Origin of the sequence: Burkholderia sp. HI2714 (assembly GCF_002223085.1) — a bacterium.
GTDB lineage: Bacteria > Pseudomonadota > Gammaproteobacteria > Burkholderiales > Burkholderiaceae > Burkholderia > Burkholderia lata_D.
In genome coordinates, this window is record NZ_NKFM01000037.1 from 1 (window position 1) to 16,363 (window position 16,363).

A 16,363-nucleotide genomic window follows, 5' to 3' on the forward strand; every position below is an offset into this window, starting at 1 on the left:
TACAGCCCGGAGCTCAATCGCATCGAGAAACTGTGGCACAAGATGAAATATGAGTGGCTGGCCTTCAAGGCGCGTGACATCCAAACCCTTGAAGAAGACGTCGATACGGTCCTTCAAGGATTCGGATCAAATTATAGATTTACTTTCTGTTGAGAGCTTATCAACCTTCCATCACGTCCAACCAGGGCGACACGCTGTGCGGCGAGTCGATGGAACGCGGGCGCATCGTTGCGCAAGTGAGTTCGAGCCTGATGCTGGCCACGTCGATCCGGTCGGGCATCGGCATCGGCGAATTGCCGGTGTACATGGCGCAAGGGGATGATTCGCTCGTGCGAATCCGGCCCGACCGGTCGCGAGCCGCGCCGTATCAGGTCTGGCTCGTGTCGCATACGGACCTGAACCGGACCGCGCGCGTTCGGGCCGTCACCGCCGAGATTGCCGCTTCATTCGACCGCTATCGATAGCTAGCGGTCGGACTCACACCGGGGCAGTGCCTTGCGCTTAACGCGGCGGGGTCTTGCGCATCGACAGCGTGCGTCGCGCGGCATACCAGCGAGGCACGATCGCGATCGCCGCGACGATCGCGAAGAACGGGATGGCCGTCGCGAGCACATGGCTGCCGGTACCGAGCAGGCCGCCGGACACGGTGGCCGCGAGCGACGCACTGCCGATCTGGAAGAAGCCGACGAGCCCGGACGCCGTGGCCGCGCGCCCGTGTTCGCTCGCGATGGCGCCCGAGACGGCGAGCGACAGCGACGATCCGTTGGACAGGCTGACGACGAACATCGGCAACACGATCGCGATGATGCCCTTGACGTGCCACGATTCGCACAGGGCGAACGCGATGCCGCCGGCCACGAAGCAGCCGACGCCGGCTACGACGATCGCGTCGTAGGACATCCGGTCGAGCATGCGGCGCGACAGCATGTTGGCGGCAATGATGCCGGCGGTCAGCGGCAGATAAAGCCAGCCGCTTTGCTGTTCCGACAGGCCCAGGCCGGAGAAGATGAACGGCGACTGCGTCAGGTAGACGAACCACGCGCAATAGATCGCGCAGACGACGAGCATGTACCGGATGAATGCCCGATCCCCGAGCACGTCGGCGAAGCCGGCCAACGGCGCGGCGTGAGGTTGCCCCGGCGCGACGGCAGGCCGCGTTTCCTTCAGGAGAAGCTGGACGAGCACGAGCGCGACCGCGCCAAACGCGGCGACGAACATGAAATCGCTGCGCCATCCGAACCAAGCCGCCAGATATCCGCCGATCGCGGGCGCGATCGCCGGAGATAGCGACACGAGCGGATACACGATGCCGTAGACCTTCGCGGATGCGTGCTTGTCGCAGGTGTCTGCGATGATCGCGCGTCCGATGACGAGCCCGGACGCCGCGCCGAGCGCTTCGAGCACGCGCCAGCCGAGAAAGCTCGCGAAGCCGCTGGCGCTTGCGCAGCCGATCGAGCCCAGGATGTATACGAGGATGCCGACCGTCAGCACCGGTTTGCGTCCCCATCGATCGGAGAACGGGCCGTAGAACAGCTGCGCACAGGCGAGCGCGATCAGGTACGCCGATACCGTTTGCGGCATCTGCCACGCACCGATCGAAAACGCGTGGGCCATCGACGGCATCGCGGGCAGGTAGACGTCGGACGCGATCAGGCCAAAGGCGCTCAACAGGGAGACGACGAGGATGAGTGAGAAGTGGGACATGTTCGCTGGGTAGTTGGGGCGGAGCGCGAGGAGAGGGCAACGCGCATTGAGCCGCCCTGAGAAAAGGCCGGGGCGATCATACGGTGTGCGATGCGGTTCGGGAGCGGGCGGAATTGCATCGCTCGGATGCGTTTTTGCAGGCGGCGAAGGGGGCGGGGAGGAGTGTGGAGGGCGGCGCGGGGTGTTGTGCAGGACACCGATTAGCCGAAGCCCGGCGCGGTCGTTGGAAACTTGCAGCGCGGCACGTCGTCGTTGCTCATCGCAGCGCGCGCGAAATTGCCGCCGTCGTTAACGAATCCGTGAAGCTCTGACTGGCGGATCAGGATACGTAAAGTGTCTATCTTTTTATAAACGCGAATGATCCAGAGAATGTAGCGGCCTCAATTTCATTGGAATAAATGCGGGACGCCACATCAATTTTCGCGCTACCTCTTCGCGCAATTTTTCGTCGAAAATCTTGCCAATCGGAATGCCTTGAATCTGAGATGGAGTGGATGTCGCCGGAAATTGAATTTGTGAATTTGATGCTGTGGCTACATATAATGACGTCCCCTTCGAAGGACTCCTCTCGCACATTGGCCCATGCCAGGCACCATGCGGACAGGATTGCCAGGACACTGATGCTTCCGCCAAATGCAGTGCCGCAATGATTGATGTTTTTGTCGAGTGGCGCAGATATTTATACTTTTATTTTAGAGAATGATTTAATGCTGAATCCGATGCTTTCTGTCATCGGCATCGCTTTGATCAAATATTTCTCTATGTCGCGAACATTCGTCGAGTTCGTCATATGGGGTGGATATGAGTAGGGTGCGAAAAAATTGCCTTGATGGGGGGCGTCAAGGCATCGGGGATGCTTCGCATTAACGCATACGAGGAGTGCCCGTTTCGTGGTTTGGTGTAAAAATCGGACAGAGATTTATTGGGTGAAGACCATTTTTCGTACTCGTTCGGCCTTCTGATGGCCGACGCATCCCGATATCGATGGGGCGCGCGCTAGCAAGATGCCATGGATGTTTTGCTTCACCAAGTTGATTTCCTGGTTGCAGAACAAGAAAGGCATTCCTCTTTGACGAGCGAGGGCCCGACAGTGAGGTCAAGGATGGAGCCTGAGTCGTACTCGGAAACGAATGCAGTTCGCCGTCTTCGCAGAGATCGCGATAAATGCGGAACGAGTGGCCGCGACGAGAGCGGCCCTGTCGATGCAGGTATTGAGCATGGGCCGCCGCTTGCCGGCCAGCCCACGCACGCATCACAGACCATCAGCGCATCAGAACGACACCGTCGTCGTCAGCGTGACGAGCCGCGGCTCGCCGACCGCGATGATCAGGTTGTTGTTGCTCGACGGGTAGTAGGTCTTGTCGAGCAGGTTCTTCACGTTGAGCTGGAAGCGCGTCGGGAACTTGCCGATCGTCGTTTCGTAGGCCGCGAACGCGTCGACGGTCACGTAGCCGGGCAGCGTGAAGCTGTTCGCGGTGTCACCAGAGCGCGCACCGACCAGCCGTGCGCCGCCGCCGAAGCGCCAGCGGCCGGGCAGGTTCGCGATCGCCGTGTCGTATACCGCGAAGAGGCTGCCCGTATGGCGCGCAACGTTGGTTAGCGGCGTGTTGCTGTCACGATCGGTCGCATTCGTGTACGCATAGGTGCCGATCACGCTCAGGTGGCGCGTGATCTGCCCCGCGACGTCGAGCTCGATCCCGCGCGAGCGCGCGGTGCCGATCGTCGACGTCAGATCGCCGACCGTGACCGCGACGTTGCGCTTGTCGATCTGGTAGACCGCGAGCGTGCCGGTGATCGCCGGCCTCAGGCTGAATTTCAGCCCGGCCTCGAGCACGCGACCGTATTCCGGTGCGAGCGGCGCCGCGACGTTCGTGGCGACGTTCGGCTTGAACGAGCGGCTCACGTTCGCGTAGGCGGTCAACGCCGGCGTGAGCGCGTACGCGAGGCCGAACTGCGGCAGCCACACGGTGCCGCGCGAGCGGTCGGCGAACACGAACGGCCGCCCCATCCCCGATTCCTGCTGCCAGTTTTCCCAGCGCAGCCCGCCCACCGCGGTGAGCCGGTCGGTGAGCTTCACCGAGTCCTGCACGATCGTCGAATACGCATGCACCACCGAGCGCGAATCGCTTTGCTTCGGGTTGGGTATGCCGCCCGGTGCGAGCAGGTCGTACACGGGATCGTAGAGAGTGAAGCCCTTCGTCGCCTTGCCGCGGATCGTGTCGCCGCGGAAGCTGCGCTGACGCTCGTATTCGCCGCCGATGTAGATCGCGTGGTGCATCCCGGCGAGCGTCACGTTGCCGAGCAGGCCGAGCGTCGCGATCTGGTCGGAGTCGTTGCGCCCGAGGTTCGCATCGGACGAGCGCGTCAGTGCGCCGGTCGAACTGTTGAACGCGGTGGCGCGGGTGATGGTTTGGTCGTAGCGATCGCGGCCCCAGCCGTAGGTTGCGCGCACGCGCCACGCATCGGAGAAGCGGTGCTCGACGCGTGCACGCAGCGTTTCCTGGATGCCCGTGCTCTGCGACCACGCTTCCTCGTAGCGGCGGTAGCGCAGCGCATCGTCGAGCTGGCCGTTCACGAGCACGGTGCCGCGATCGAACGGCGTCGTGTAGTCGACGTACTGGTAGCTGACGTCGATCGACGTGTTCGCGTCGTGCCACGACAGCGCGGGTGCGATCAATGCATCGCGCTGGCGGCCGAAGCTGCGCCAGTAGCGGCTCGTGTCGTACTGGCCGGTCAGACGGAACGCGAGCGTGCCGCCCGCGACCTGGCCCGGCTTGCCGAGCGGGCCCGTGAGATCGAAGGTCGCGCTGCCGCCGCCGTGGCTGGTGCGCGAGGCCGAGATCGAGCCGCCGAACGTGTCTTCCGGCTTGCGCGTGACGAGGTTGATCACGCCGCCCGGATCCTGCATCCCGTAAAGCAGCGACGCGGGGCCCTTCAGCACTTCGACGCGGTCGATCGTCGCCAGATAGCTGTGCAGCACCGGCGTGCGCACGCCGTCGACGAGCACGGAGCCGTCGTTGTTCGACCCGAAGCCGCGCTTGATGAACGCGTCGCGCGTGCCGCCGAGCGTGTTCGTCTGCGTGACGCCGCTGATGTTGCCGAGCACGTCGTCGAGCGTGCGCGCCTGCTGGTCCTGCATCACGCTGCTGCTGACCACCGCGACCGATTGCGGAATCTCCTTGATCGAACGGTTGTCGCCGCCCGCGATGCTCGTGGTGCGCGGCTGATAGCCGACCGTCGGATCGGCGGTTGCCGATGCGCTGACGCTGATGGCCGGGAGTTCGCGCGCGGCCGGCGTCACGGGCGTGGTGGCAGCGGTGGCGGGCTCGGCTGCGGATGCATGCGTGCCGCTCGCGACGCACAGGGTGACCAGGGCAGGCAGGCTCGTGCGCCACGGGCGCAGGGTCCGGGCGCGGCGGGGTGTTCGACGGGATGGCATGAATCGATGCAGGACGGAGTGCTAAGGATCGGGGCGCGGGCCGCAGCGTTTCGCCACGGCCAGGACGCGAATAATATATGTAATGAGAATCACTTGCAATTGTGATGAAATGAGCGGTGGCATACGGGGCTTGGTTGCCGGGCCGTTGGCCGTCTGCTACCGTAGCGACCAAAATCAGACGCAGTGAAATTCAATGAGAGAGCCGGGGGCCGCACCATGTCATCTTCCTGTCACGTCGCGTTCAGCGCGACGCTGCGCACCGCACACGACCATGCGGGTGGTGAAGTGATCGCAGCCGTGTTCCGCCATTCGAACGATTAAAGCAACGGAAGCGAATTCATCGGGCGTTGCGCCGGGCAGCCGGCGAAGCGCCGTATTCCATCACTTCAACCACCACGCTAGACGGGAGACCACCCATGCGAAAAATTTCCGCGCCGTTCGCGGCGGCCGCGCTTGCGGCATGCACGATGCTGGCGGGCGTTCACCAGAGCGCCTGCGCCGCGTCGGACACCGAGCCCGCGATCGATGCGCATTACGGCGCCGTGATCGAGGCCTATACGCAGGACATGGCCGCCGCGAAGACGAAGTACGACGGCAAGCGACTCGTGTTCGTCGGCGCCGTGATCCGGATGGGCAGCGATCCGGGCGGCACCTATTTCGGCGCGCTGACGAAGGACGGCGAGCAGTTCGACACGCATTTCGACGTGGCCGACCAGGATGCGCTGAAGCCGAAATTCCCCGGCGGCGAGATCAAGCCGTTCGTCACGTCGTCGGCGTTCCGCTTCAGCTGCGTGAACGAGGGCTATGTCGATGCGCCGGTGCTGCCGGGGTTGAAGCTCTCGCACTGCCGGCTTGCCAACTGACCCCGCGCCGGCGTGGGGGCCGGCGTTCAGAACTTCTGCTGGATGCCGGCCATCACGCCGAGCTGGTTCATCCCGGTCCCGACAGTCCCGCCGGCGGCGACCGCGTTCGCCGCCAGCGTGCTGTTGAACATGTAGCCCACCGACGTATAGACGGTCGTCCGCTTCGACAGGAAATAGTTCGCGCGGCCGACGAGCAGCGTGGCATTCGTGCCGCCTTCGCTGTTTTCGCGGCGTTGCAGGTAGCGTACGCCCTGAAGGTCGAGCGCAAGGTAGGGCGTCGCATAGTACGTGCCGCCGGCGAACACGATATCCGCCTGCAGGTGTTCGGCTGCCGCGAGGTTGCGGCGGATCCATCCGGCGCCGAGTTTCGCGGGGCCGATCTTCACGTAGCCGGCGACGATGTCGCGCGTGTCGGTGTACGCCGGATTGTTCGGCGGGGCGAGCGCGCCGCCGCCGCCGCGCATCACGTCGTGCGACGCGGCGAGCCCGAAGTTGCTCGCGTCATACGCGAGCATCGCCGTGTACTGGCGGCAGGCGACGATGTCACCGGGCACCTGTCCGGCACAGCCCGTCGCCGACGGCCCTGCCGGCCCGGCCGCGTCGCGGCCGAAGCTGTAGGTGGCGCCGAGCGTCACGCCGTGGAACGTGCCCTTGTAGCCGATCGCATTGTCGCTGCGCGCGTTCGGCAGATAGGAATCGAAATCCGCCATCGAGTGAATCGACGGGCCGATCACGTCGGCATTGGTCAGCACGATCATCGACATGTTCATCTGGCGGCCGAGGGTCAGCGCGCCGAACGGACCGTTCACGCCGACGTTTGCCTGTCGCCCGAACAGGCGCCCGCCGTAGTTCAGTGCGCCGGTGCCGGGCTGGAAGCCGTTTTCGAGCACGAAGAAGGCCTGGTAGCCGCCGCCGAGATCCTCCGTGCCTCTCAGCCCCCACCGTGACGGCACCTCGCCGGTCAGCGTCGGCATGCCCGTGAAGGATCCGCCGTGCGCGGCGTTGTTGTAGTAGGACACGCCGGTATCGATGATCCCGTACAGCGTGACACTGCTTTGCGCGCAGGCCGGTCCGGCCAGCGCCATTGCCGTCGCGAATGCGACGCCCGGTTTCCTTTTCATGACTGTCTCCAAACAGTATGTAGCTGTGCTTATCGATTTTTATGGTAACCCGGATGTATCCGGGGTGCCGACGGGTATCGGCAGGACTGCTGGCGTCGCGTGTTACGAGATCGCCGGGTCGCGCTGCCGGCGCGGCGCCGCGGCACGCGAGCCCGCCATGACGACGGCGATTGCCGCGCCGGCCATCGGCACGAGGAACGCGAGATAGAGATGGGGCACGGACCAGCCGTCGTCCAGCAACGCACCGACCGTCATCGGCGACAGGATCGCGCCGAGGCGGCCGATGCCGACCGCGAGGCCGATGCCGGTCGTGCGGATTTCGGCGGGGTACGGCGTCGGCGAAAGCGCATACATGCCGGCCACGCACGCATTGATCACGGCGCCGAGGCATACCGCGACGGTCATCCCGATGCCGAGCGAGCCCGTGTTCGCGCCGAACACGACCATCAGCGCACCGCCGAGCAGCAGGGTCGCGCCCAACAGGTTGCGCAGGCCGACACGCGTCGACAGCAGGCTGAAGAGTGAGGCGCCCGCAATGCCGCCGAGGTTGAGCAGTACGCCGCCGGTGACGCCTTGCGATGCCGACAGCCCGGCCTGGACCAGCAGCTTCGGCGTCCAGCTCACGACGAAGTAGAAGCTGCCCATCACGAGGAAGAACGCGATCCACAACGCGATCGTGCGGCGCGCGAGCGGTGCGCGCAGCACGGCCGTCCAGCTCGACGCGGGGCTTGCCGTGCCGATGGACGAGGCCGCGGCCGGCAGCGAGTCGATCGGTGCGCGCTTCATTCTCGCGAGGATGCGGTTGATTTTCTGCAGCGCGTGGTCCGGACGCCTCGCCAGCAGGAAATCGAGCGATTCCGGCAGCAGTGCGAGCACCATCGGGATCGACAGCAAGGTCAGGACGCCGCCGAACGCGAACACGCTGCGCCATCCCCACGTCGACAGCAGGTAGCCGGCGATGACGCCGCCGGCGGTGGCGCCGATCGCGTAGCCGGTCGACTGCATGCCGATCGCGGCGCTGCGCCATTTGTTCGATGCGTACTCGCCGCTGATGACGGTCAGGCTCGCCAGCATGCCGCCGATGCCGAGCCCCGTGTAAGCACGCGTGACGGCGAGTTGCAGCGTGCCGTGCGTGGCCGCGCAGGCGAGCATCCCGGTCGAGATCACGGCGAGGCAGAGCAGGATGATGCGGCGGCGGCCGACGCGGTCGGCCAGCGGCGCGATCAGCACCGAGCCGATGCCCATGCCGGCCAGCCCGGCACTCAGCAGCAGGCCGATTTCCTTGCCGCTCAGTTTCCATTCGGCCGCCAGGTGCGGCGCGGCAAACGCGATGGCCAGCACATCGAATCCATCGAGCATGTTCAGCACGACGCAGGCCGTGACCGCCATCGTCTGGAACGCGCTCATCGGGGATTCGTCGATCGTATTGCGGATATTTGCGCTCACGTCAAAGATCCTTCATGAAAATAGTATGACTAATCAAATGGAATGGCATCGAAGCCGGCGGTAGCGAATGCGACGAAAGCGAATGCGCGGGCCGACGGGCATCTCCGGGGGAACACCCGCCGCGGCCGGCAGGCACCGCTAGTGCGCCGGCACGATGCTTACGCGGGTTCGGGGTGCAGCAGCAGCCGCTCGATCACGCGCCGCGCGCGATTGGGGCCCGCGTCGCCATGAATGTCGATCTGTCGGCCGTCCGGGAACCGCAGCTGATTCCGGTATTGCGCTTCGATCACGGTCTTGTCCTCGTCGAACGTCGCCGCGGATTGCTCGATGACCGTTTGCGCGACGCGCTCGACGTCGTGTTGCGGATTGGTCGCGACGGTCCAGAAGTAGTGCGTCGTCGTTTCCGTTTCGGGCGTGATGCCGTGGAAGCCGCGCATGTGAAGGCCGCCGCGTGCCGGATCGCGCAGGTCGCCGGTGCCGGCGTCGATCGCGCCGGTCCAGATCCGGATGTGCGACACGTGGAACTCGATTTCCTGCCAGCGATCGACGCGGGCCGCGAACGGCCATGCGGCGGTGTAGGTCGGCGGCGGGTCGGAATCCGGCATCCGGCGAACCAGTGTCACCGTGTCGCCGTCGCTGCTGACGCGGGTTTCCGCGCCCATGTGCAGCGGCGCGTCGCCGCCGATCGTTTTCAGATGGACATAGCCGAGGTGGCTCAGGTCCATCAGGTTGTCGTGAATCAGTTGATACGGCGCGTCGTAATGGTAATGGCCGCCGCCGAACCGGTATTGCGGATCCGTATGGAATGCGTAGCGGGGCGGCGCGCAGGTCGGTTGAGCGTGCGCGTCGGCACCGATCCAGATCCACACGATCGCGTCCTGCTCCTGCACCGGATACGACGACACGCACGCCTTCGCCGGAATCCGGTCCTGCCCGGGAATCTCCACGCATGCACCGCCGCGGTCGAACAGCAGGCCGTGATAGCCGCAGCGCAGGCCGCGCGCTTCGAGCGAGCCGCACGACAGCGGCAGCGACTTGTGGCAGCAGCGATCCTCCAGCGCACCGACTTCCCCGGACGGCAACCGGAACAGGACGACCGGATGGCCTAGCAGCGTGCGGGCGACGGGTTTATCCGTCAGTTCGGATGACAACGCGGCGACCCACCATCGGTCAACCGGGAATTTAGCAGTCTTGATTGATGGACGGGCAGGTTGCTCCATTGATCGTCTCCAGTATTGTGGTGGGCCGCCTCGGGTCGGGCGTGTCCGTCTACAGATCGAGTACCAGCAGGTCGGTTCGTGCTCGCGAGCAGCAGGGCATGAACTGGTCGCCGGCGGCTTTTTCCTCGTCGGTCAGATACGTATCGCGGTGATCGGGCTCGCCTTGCAGCACGCGTGTCAAGCACGTGCCGCACACGCCTTGCTCGCACGACGTCAGCACGTCGACGCCGTTTGCCGCCAGCGCCGCGATGACCGTGCATTCGGCCGGCACGTCGATCACCTGGCCGCTGCTCGCGATCCGGACCTGGAACGCGCGATCCGCGCCGGACGGTGCAACCACGCCGCCGAAGAACTCGTAGTGCAGTCGCGCTTCTGCCCAGTTGCGCTCGCGCGCGGCGTTCAACACCGCATCCATGAAGCCGCGCGGCCCGCATACGTACAGGTGCGTGCCTTCGGGCGCCGCGGCGAGCACGGCGGCCAGGTCGAATCGTTGCTCGGGCGCGCCGTCGTCGACGTGGAAGCGGGCGCGATCGTGGAACCCGGCCGCGTTGATCCGCTCGACGAAGGCCATGCGGTCGGTCGAGCGCGCGCAATAATGCATGTCGAACGCGCTGCCGGACGAGAACAACCGTTCCGCCATGCTGAGGATCGGCGTGACGCCGATCCCGCCTGCGAGCAGCAGGTGGTGCGGCGCGTCGGGGGCGAGCGGAAACTGATTGCGCGGCACGCCGATCCGCACGGTATCGCCTTGCCGGACTTCGTCGTGAATCGCGCGCGACCCGCCGCGGCCGTCCGCCTCGCGCAGCACCGCGATCTGATAGCGATCGCGTTGCTCCGGGTGGTTGCACAGCGAGTACTGGCGCACGAGCCCGCCCGGCAGATGCACGTCGATATGGGCGCCGGCGTCGAAATGCGGCAATGGCGAGCCGTCGTCGCTGACGAATTCGAAGCCGTAGATGTCGCGCGCTTCCTGCCACTTGCGAGCGACTCGCACCGTCCGGGTCGCCGCGCTCATGACGCCTCCTTGACGTGCGCGACCGGAATCACGGGCCGCTGCGGGCTCACGGCGGTTTCGGCGGCGAGCAGCCGGTCGATCACCTTGCGCGACAGCACGCCGCCGGCGTCGATGTTGAGTTTGAGCAGTTGGCGGTCCGGCCATTTCTCGAGGTTGAGCTGCTGGCGCTCGAGCATCTCGAGATCCTCGGCGAAAATCTTGCCCTGGCCTTCGCGGATCTCGGCGGTCAGTGCGTGATCGTCGGGCCGGAAGTTGCGCGCCATCCCCCAGAAGTACCAGATCGAGGTGTCCGTCTCGGGCGTGATGAAATCGACCACGATCGACGACGCCTTCCATTCGGCCGGCGCGTCGTAGCCGCCGTGGCCCGCGTGCGCGACACCGACTTCGATCATCACGTGGCTCGGCGGCGTGAAGCGGCAGATCTGCCAGCGGTCGACCGGCACGTCGTCGGCCAGCCCGTTGCCGCGCAGCGCCATCTGCCAGAACGGCGGCGGCATCACGTTCTCCATGAAGCGGCTCGTGACGACTTCGTCGCCGTGGCTGGTGGTCTTCGGCGGCGCTTCGTCGATTTCCTTCTGGCCGATGCTCGTCGCATGCACGTAGGTCTCGTGCGTGAGGTCCATCAGGTTGTCGATCATCAGCCGGTAGTCGCAGCGGATGTGATACAGGCCGCCGCCGTGGGCCCAGGCCGGATCCTCGGCCCACGCCAGCGCGGGCAGTTTCGCGGGATCGGCTGCCGACGCATCGCCCGGCCAGACCCAGATGAATCCGTATCGCTCCACCACCGGGAAACTGCGAATCGGCGGGAAACCGCCGACACGCTGGCCCGGCATGCCGGTCGCCTTGCCGTTGCAGCCCATTTCCAGCCCGTGATAGCCGCACACGAGTACGCCGTCGCGCACGAATCCCAGTGACAGCGGCGCGCCACGGTGCGGGCAGAAGTCCTCGAGCGCGGCGACCTGGCCATCCGCCGCGCGGTAAAACACCATCGACTCGTTGCAGATCTTGCGGCCCAGCGGCTTGCCGTCGATGTCATCGGGTGTGCACGCCACGTACCACGCGTTCTTGAGAAACATGTTCCTTGTCTCCTTCGGGGGCGGTGCCGCCGGGGAGGCGGCCCGATCTTCATTCCGTGTACTGAATGAGATTCAGTGTACTCATCGAGATTGGCGGAAACAAGGCGAGCGGTATACTGGTTTTCCCGGGAAATGGCGCGAGGCAGCGCCATGCCGTCGGCGCGTGCAACGGCGCGCGCCGCCTATGTCATCGACTCATTCATGGAAAAAACGAATCCCGCCGACCTGCCGGCTTTCCCGCTCGATCTGTACGACGAACCCGGGCACCTGATCCGGCGCGCCCACCAGATCGCGGTCGCGATGTTCTACGAGAAACTGGGCCGGGACGTGACGCCCGTGCAGTACGCGGTCCTGCGGATGCTCTACGAGAATCCGGGGCTCGACCAGGTGACACTCGCGCAGCGGGTGGCGCTCGATACGTCGACCACCGCCGATCTCGCGGTCCGGCTCGAAGCGAAAGGATTGATCGTGCGCGAAGTGCTGCCGCGGCGGCAGCGCCGCTTGCTGCTGACGCCGGCGGGCGTCGAACTGCTCACGCACCTGATTCCGTCGGTGAAGGAACTGCGGGCCGGCCTGTTCGACGGAATGGGCGAGGACGATTCGCAGGAACTGATGCGGCTGTTGCGCAAGTTCGTCCATTTGAACAACGAGCAGAGCCGCGCGCCGCTGCGCGTCAGCGACGAGTCGTAGCGCCCTCGAACCCCGCGACGGCGGCGGGCGCGCTGCCCGCCGCGCGTCACCCGCGCGTGCTTTCGCCTTCCAGCCGCCGCACGGCTTCCGCCACTTCGTTCCTGAAGCGCACGAGCGCCGCCTGTTCCGGCGCCGGCGGTTGCACGGCCGCCCACAGCATGTCGACGAGCTGCGTGGCCGTCGTTTCCGCATCGAGCTTGCGGTGCCCGAGGATCGCATCCCACAGGACGTGCTCGATCGGCCCGAACACCATCGAACGCAGCAGGCTCAGCGGCAGGTCGGTACGCACTTGCCCGGCCGCCTGGCCGCGCGCGAGCACGTCCATCAGCGGCGCGGTATAGCGGCGCTGCAGTGCGGTGAGCTCGTCGCTCAGCGCATGCTGCTTCGCGCGGCCTTCCGACAGCACCAGCGCGCACAGGCCCGTGCCGTTCACCAGCATCAGCCGCAGATGGGTGCGCACGATGAACGCGAACTGCTGCTGCACCGATGCGTCCTGCGGCATCCCTTCCTCGAATGCGGCGATGTTTTCGTCGTACCAATCCGCGATGACGCGCGCGCACAGCTCGCGCTTGCCGCGGAAATAGCTGAACACCGTCGCCTCCGACACGCCCACGCGCTGCGCGATCTCGGCGGCCGTCGCATGCTCGTAACCTTTTTCGGCGAACACTTCCCGGCCGGCGCGCAGAATGTCCTGCACGCGTTGCTGGGATTTGCGCCCGGCGGGCGCGCGCGACGTGTCGGCGCGGTCGGCTTTGACGGTGGCGGTCATGGTGTCGGCGGTAGCGGCGGTCATCCCGGCATGATATCTGAGTGTCACTCAAAAAAATATTGACGCCGAACCCGGCGAGGCGCGAAACTGTGCAAAATTTACGCTGTATTGGTCAATGAATCTACGCATTCATTCGATCTGAGCGAAACTCAGAAATCGGTGAGTGCCACACACTTTCTGGAGACGGAGGAGACATGATCAACCTGCCCGGTGTGCAATTCATGCTCGGTGAAGACATCGAGATGCTGCGCGACGCCGTCGCGACGTTCGCGGCGAAGGAAATCACGCCGCGCGCGGCCGAGGTCGACCGCACCGACCAGTTTCCGATGGATCTGTGGAAGAAGTTCGGCGATCTCGGCGTGCTCGGCATGACGGTGGCCGAGGAATACGGCGGCGCGAACATGGGCTACACCGCGCACATGGTCGCGATGGAGGAGATCTCGCGCGCATCGGCATCGATCGGCCTGTCGTACGGCGCGCACTCGAACCTGTGCGTGAACCAGATCCACCGCAACGGCACGGAAGCGCAAAAGCAGAAATACCTGCCGAAGCTCGTGTCGGGCGAACACATCGGCGCGCTTGCGATGAGCGAGCCGAACGCCGGCTCCGACGTCGTCAGCATGAAGCTGCGCGCCGACAAGCGCGGCGATCGCTACGTGCTGAACGGCACGAAGATGTGGATCACCAATGGCCCCGATTGCGACACGCTCGTCGTCTACGCGAAGACGGACGTCGAAGCCAACTCGCGCGGCATCACCGCGTTCATCGTCGAGAAGGGGATGAAGGGCTTCTCGGTCGCGCAGAAGCTCGACAAGCTCGGCATGCGCGGCTCGCACACGGGCGAGCTGGTGTTCCAGGACGTCGAAGTGCCGGAGGAGAACATCCTCGGCCAGCTCAACGGCGGCGTGAAGGTGCTGATGAGCGGCCTCGACTACGAACGCGCGGTGCTGTCCGGCGGCCCGACGGGCATCATGGCCGCGTGCCTCGACGCGGTGGTGCCGTACATCCACGACCGCAAGCAGTTCGGCCAGGCGATCGGCGAATTCCAGCTGATCCAGGGCAAGGTCGCCGACATGTACACCACGTTCCAGGCCTGTCGTGCGTACCTGTACGCGGTCGGCCGCCATCTCGACTCGGCCGGCAGCGACCACATCCGCCAGGTGCGCAAGGACTGCGCGGGCGTGATCCTCTACACCGCCGAGAAGGCGACGTGGATGGCCGGCGAGGCGATCCAGATCCTCGGCGGCAACGGCTACATCAACGAATACCCGGTCGGGCGCCTGTGGCGCGATGCGAAGCTGTACGAGATCGGCGCCGGCACGAGCGAGATCCGCCGGATGCTGATCGGCCGCGAGCTGTTCGCGGAAACGATGTAACGCCCCACGTCACGCGAACGGAGCCCCGTCGATGCCGATCATCGAATCGAAACTGAATCCGCGCTCGGAAGACTTCCGCGCGAATGCCGCCGCGCTCGAGGCGGTCGTCGCCGACCTGCGCGCGAAGATCGAACAGCTCGCGCAGGGTGGCGGCCAGGCCGCGCGCGACAAGCACCTGTCGCGCGGCAAGCTGCTGCCGCGCGACCGCATCGCGCAACTGCTCGATCCGGGTGCGCCGTTCCTCGAGTTCTCGCAGCTCGCGGCGAACGGCATGTACAACGACGATGCGCCGGGCGCCGGCGTCATCACCGGGATCGGCCGGATCGCCGGCCGCGAATGCGTGATCGTGTGCAACGACGCGACGGTCAAGGGCGGCACCTACTACCCGGTCACCGTGAAGAAGCACGTGCGCGCGCAGGAAATCGCCGCGGAAAACCGGCTGCCGTGCGTGTACCTCGTCGATTCGGGCGGCGCGAACCTGCCGAACCAGGACGACGTGTTTCCCGATCGCGACCACTTCGGCCGCATCTTCTTCAACCAGGCGACGATGTCGGCGGCGGGGATCGCGCAGATCGCCGTCGTGATGGGCTCGTGCACGGCGGGCGGCGCGTACGTGCCCGCGATGAGCGACGAGTCGATCATCGTGAAGGAGCAGGGCACGATTTTCCTCGGCGGGCCACCGCTCGTGAAGGCCGCGACCGGCGAGGAAGTGAGCGCCGAGGATCTCGGCGGCGGCGACGTGCATACGCGCCTGTCGGGCGTGGCCGACCATCTCGCGCAGAACGACGCGCATGCGCTGTCGATCGCGCGCAACATCGTCAGTCACCTCGCGCCGAAGATCGCGTCGCCGGTCGCGCTGCGCGAGCCGAAGCCGCCGCGCTACGACGCGAAGAGCCTGTACGGCGTAATTCCGGTCGATACGCGCAAGCCGTTCGACGTGCGCGAGGTGATCGCGCGCATCGTCGACGATTCCGAGTTCGACGAATTCAAGGCGCGCTACGGCACGACGCTCGTCACGGGCTTCGCGCACATCTGGGGCCACCCGGTCGGGATCGTCGCGAACAACGGCATCCTGTTCTCCGAATCGGCCGTGAAGGGCGCGCATTTCATCGAGCTGTGCTGCCAGCGCAAGATTCCGCTCGTGTTCCTGCAGAACATCACGGGCTTCATGGTCGGGCGCAAGTACGAGAACGAAGGCATCGCGCGGCACGGCGCGAAGATGGTGACGGCCGTGTCGAACGCGAAGGTGCCGAAGTTCACGGTGATCATCGGCGGCTCGTTCGGCGCCGGCAACTACGGGATGTGCGGTCGCGCATTCGGTCCGCGCTTCCTGTGGATGTGGCCGAACGCACGCATCTCGGTGATGGGCGGCGAGCAGGCAGCGTCGGTGCTCGCGACGGTGCGTCGCGACGGCATCGAGGCGAAGGGCGGTTCGTGGTCGGCCGAGGAAGAGGATGCGTTCAAGCAGCCGATCCGCGACCAGTACGAGCGCCAGGGCCATCCGTATTACGCGAGCGCACGGTTGTGGGACGACGGCGTGATCGACCCCGCGCAGACGCGTGACGTGCTGGGCCTCGGCCTCGCCGCGTCGATGAACGCGCCGATCGAAGACACACGCTTCGGCGTGTTCCGCATGTAACGGCC

The 16,363-nt window shown here is 65.5% G+C and carries 14 protein-coding genes; 5 read left to right on the forward strand and 9 right to left on the reverse strand.

Annotated features, from left to right (window positions below):
• The first annotated feature begins 149 nt into the window (after positions 1–149).
• Positions 150–464 (forward strand): substrate-binding domain-containing protein, encoded by a 315-nt coding sequence (locus CFB82_RS20490; protein ID WP_256990393.1) that lies wholly within the window; start codon positions 150–152, stop codon positions 462–464.
• Between the two features lie 37 nt (positions 465–501).
• Here CFB82_RS20490 and CFB82_RS20495 read toward each other — a convergent pair whose 3' ends face one another.
• From CFB82_RS20495 to CFB82_RS20505, 3 genes are all read right to left on the reverse strand, one after another.
• Complete coding sequence (locus CFB82_RS20495; RefSeq protein ID WP_089485059.1) at positions 502–1,704, reverse strand: multidrug effflux MFS transporter; 1,203 nt, start codon at positions 1,702–1,704, stop codon at positions 502–504.
• Between the two features lie 337 nt (positions 1,705–2,041).
• The gene (locus CFB82_RS44575; protein WP_089485060.1) at positions 2,042–2,383 is read right to left on the reverse strand and encodes a YiiD C-terminal domain-containing protein; all 342 of its coding nucleotides are present in this window, start codon (positions 2,381–2,383) and stop codon (positions 2,042–2,044) included.
• A 591-nt stretch (positions 2,384–2,974) separates the two neighbouring features.
• The gene (locus CFB82_RS20505) at positions 2,975–5,143 is read right to left on the reverse strand and encodes a TonB-dependent siderophore receptor (RefSeq protein WP_089485061.1); all 2,169 of its coding nucleotides are present in this window, start codon (positions 5,141–5,143) and stop codon (positions 2,975–2,977) included.
• Positions 5,144–5,559: 416 nt separating this feature from the next.
• Here CFB82_RS20505 and CFB82_RS20510 point away from each other — a divergent pair, with 416 nt between their 5' ends.
• Positions 5,560–6,006: a hypothetical protein gene (locus CFB82_RS20510; RefSeq protein ID WP_089485062.1), complete on the forward strand. Its 447-nt coding sequence runs from the start codon at positions 5,560–5,562 to the stop codon at positions 6,004–6,006.
• 26 nt (positions 6,007–6,032) lie between these two features.
• Here CFB82_RS20510 and CFB82_RS20515 read toward each other — a convergent pair whose 3' ends face one another.
• The 5 genes from CFB82_RS20515 to CFB82_RS20535 all read right to left on the reverse strand — a co-directional run bounded on the left by CFB82_RS20515 (position 6,033) and on the right by CFB82_RS20535 (position 11,884).
• On the reverse strand, positions 6,033–7,127 hold the full coding sequence (locus CFB82_RS20515; RefSeq protein ID WP_089485063.1) for a porin: 1,095 nt from the start codon (positions 7,125–7,127) through the stop codon (positions 6,033–6,035).
• Between the two features lie 102 nt (positions 7,128–7,229).
• The gene (locus CFB82_RS20520; RefSeq protein ID WP_089485064.1) at positions 7,230–8,573 is read right to left on the reverse strand and encodes an MFS transporter; all 1,344 of its coding nucleotides are present in this window, start codon (positions 8,571–8,573) and stop codon (positions 7,230–7,232) included.
• Between the two features lie 158 nt (positions 8,574–8,731).
• Positions 8,732–9,793 carry a Rieske 2Fe-2S domain-containing protein gene (locus CFB82_RS20525; RefSeq protein WP_089485065.1) on the reverse strand — a complete coding sequence of 354 codons (1,062 nt, stop codon included), beginning with the start codon at positions 9,791–9,793 and terminating at the stop codon, positions 8,732–8,734.
• 49 nt (positions 9,794–9,842) lie between these two features.
• Positions 9,843–10,808 (reverse strand): PDR/VanB family oxidoreductase, encoded by a 966-nt coding sequence (locus CFB82_RS20530; protein ID WP_089485066.1) that lies wholly within the window; start codon positions 10,806–10,808, stop codon positions 9,843–9,845.
• On the reverse strand, positions 10,805–11,884 hold the full coding sequence (locus tag CFB82_RS20535) for an aromatic ring-hydroxylating dioxygenase subunit alpha (protein ID WP_089485067.1): 1,080 nt from the start codon (positions 11,882–11,884) through the stop codon (positions 10,805–10,807). The genes CFB82_RS20530 and CFB82_RS20535 overlap by 4 nt, the downstream gene beginning before the upstream one ends.
• 201 nt (positions 11,885–12,085) lie before the next feature.
• Here CFB82_RS20535 and CFB82_RS20540 point away from each other — a divergent pair, with 201 nt between their 5' ends.
• Complete coding sequence (locus CFB82_RS20540) at positions 12,086–12,574, forward strand: MarR family winged helix-turn-helix transcriptional regulator (protein ID WP_089485246.1); 489 nt, start codon at positions 12,086–12,088, stop codon at positions 12,572–12,574.
• A gap of 46 nt (positions 12,575–12,620) precedes the next feature.
• Here CFB82_RS20540 and CFB82_RS20545 read toward each other — a convergent pair whose 3' ends face one another.
• The gene (locus CFB82_RS20545) at positions 12,621–13,367 is read right to left on the reverse strand and encodes a TetR/AcrR family transcriptional regulator (RefSeq protein WP_069252471.1); all 747 of its coding nucleotides are present in this window, start codon (positions 13,365–13,367) and stop codon (positions 12,621–12,623) included.
• 170 nt (positions 13,368–13,537) lie between these two features.
• Here CFB82_RS20545 and CFB82_RS20555 point away from each other — a divergent pair, with 170 nt between their 5' ends.
• The gene (locus CFB82_RS20555; RefSeq protein WP_039339638.1) at positions 13,538–14,719 is read left to right on the forward strand and encodes an isovaleryl-CoA dehydrogenase; all 1,182 of its coding nucleotides are present in this window, start codon (positions 13,538–13,540) and stop codon (positions 14,717–14,719) included.
• A gap of 31 nt (positions 14,720–14,750) precedes the next feature.
• Positions 14,751–16,358, forward strand: a complete 1,608-nt coding sequence (locus CFB82_RS20560) for a carboxyl transferase domain-containing protein (RefSeq protein ID WP_089448307.1) — start codon at positions 14,751–14,753, stop codon at positions 16,356–16,358.
• Positions 16,359–16,363: the final 5 nt, after the last annotated feature.

Excerpts from the sequence above, each read along its gene's own strand:
- CFB82_RS20495 (WP_089485059.1), bottom strand. The coding sequence starts at position 1,704 with ATGTCCCACTTCTCACTCATCCTCGTCGTCTCCCTGTTGAGCGCCTTT.
- CFB82_RS20505 (WP_089485061.1), bottom strand. The coding sequence starts at position 5,143 with ATGCCATCCCGTCGAACACCCCGCCGCGCCCGGACCCTGCGCCCGTGG.
- CFB82_RS20510 (WP_089485062.1), top strand. The coding sequence starts at position 5,560 with ATGCGAAAAATTTCCGCGCCGTTCGCGGCGGCCGCGCTTGCGGCATGC.
- CFB82_RS20515 (WP_089485063.1), bottom strand. The coding sequence starts at position 7,127 with ATGAAAAGGAAACCGGGCGTCGCATTCGCGACGGCAATGGCGCTGGCC.
- CFB82_RS20525 (WP_089485065.1), bottom strand. The coding sequence starts at position 9,793 with ATGGAGCAACCTGCCCGTCCATCAATCAAGACTGCTAAATTCCCGGTT.
- CFB82_RS20530 (WP_089485066.1), bottom strand. The coding sequence starts at position 10,808 with ATGAGCGCGGCGACCCGGACGGTGCGAGTCGCTCGCAAGTGGCAGGAA.
- CFB82_RS20535 (WP_089485067.1), bottom strand. The coding sequence starts at position 11,884 with ATGTTTCTCAAGAACGCGTGGTACGTGGCGTGCACACCCGATGACATC.
- CFB82_RS20540 (WP_089485246.1), top strand. The coding sequence starts at position 12,086 with ATGGAAAAAACGAATCCCGCCGACCTGCCGGCTTTCCCGCTCGATCTG.
- CFB82_RS20545 (WP_069252471.1), bottom strand. The coding sequence starts at position 13,367 with ATGACCGCCGCTACCGCCGACACCATGACCGCCACCGTCAAAGCCGAC.
- CFB82_RS20555 (WP_039339638.1), top strand. The coding sequence starts at position 13,538 with ATGATCAACCTGCCCGGTGTGCAATTCATGCTCGGTGAAGACATCGAG.
- CFB82_RS20560 (WP_089448307.1), top strand. The coding sequence starts at position 14,751 with ATGCCGATCATCGAATCGAAACTGAATCCGCGCTCGGAAGACTTCCGC.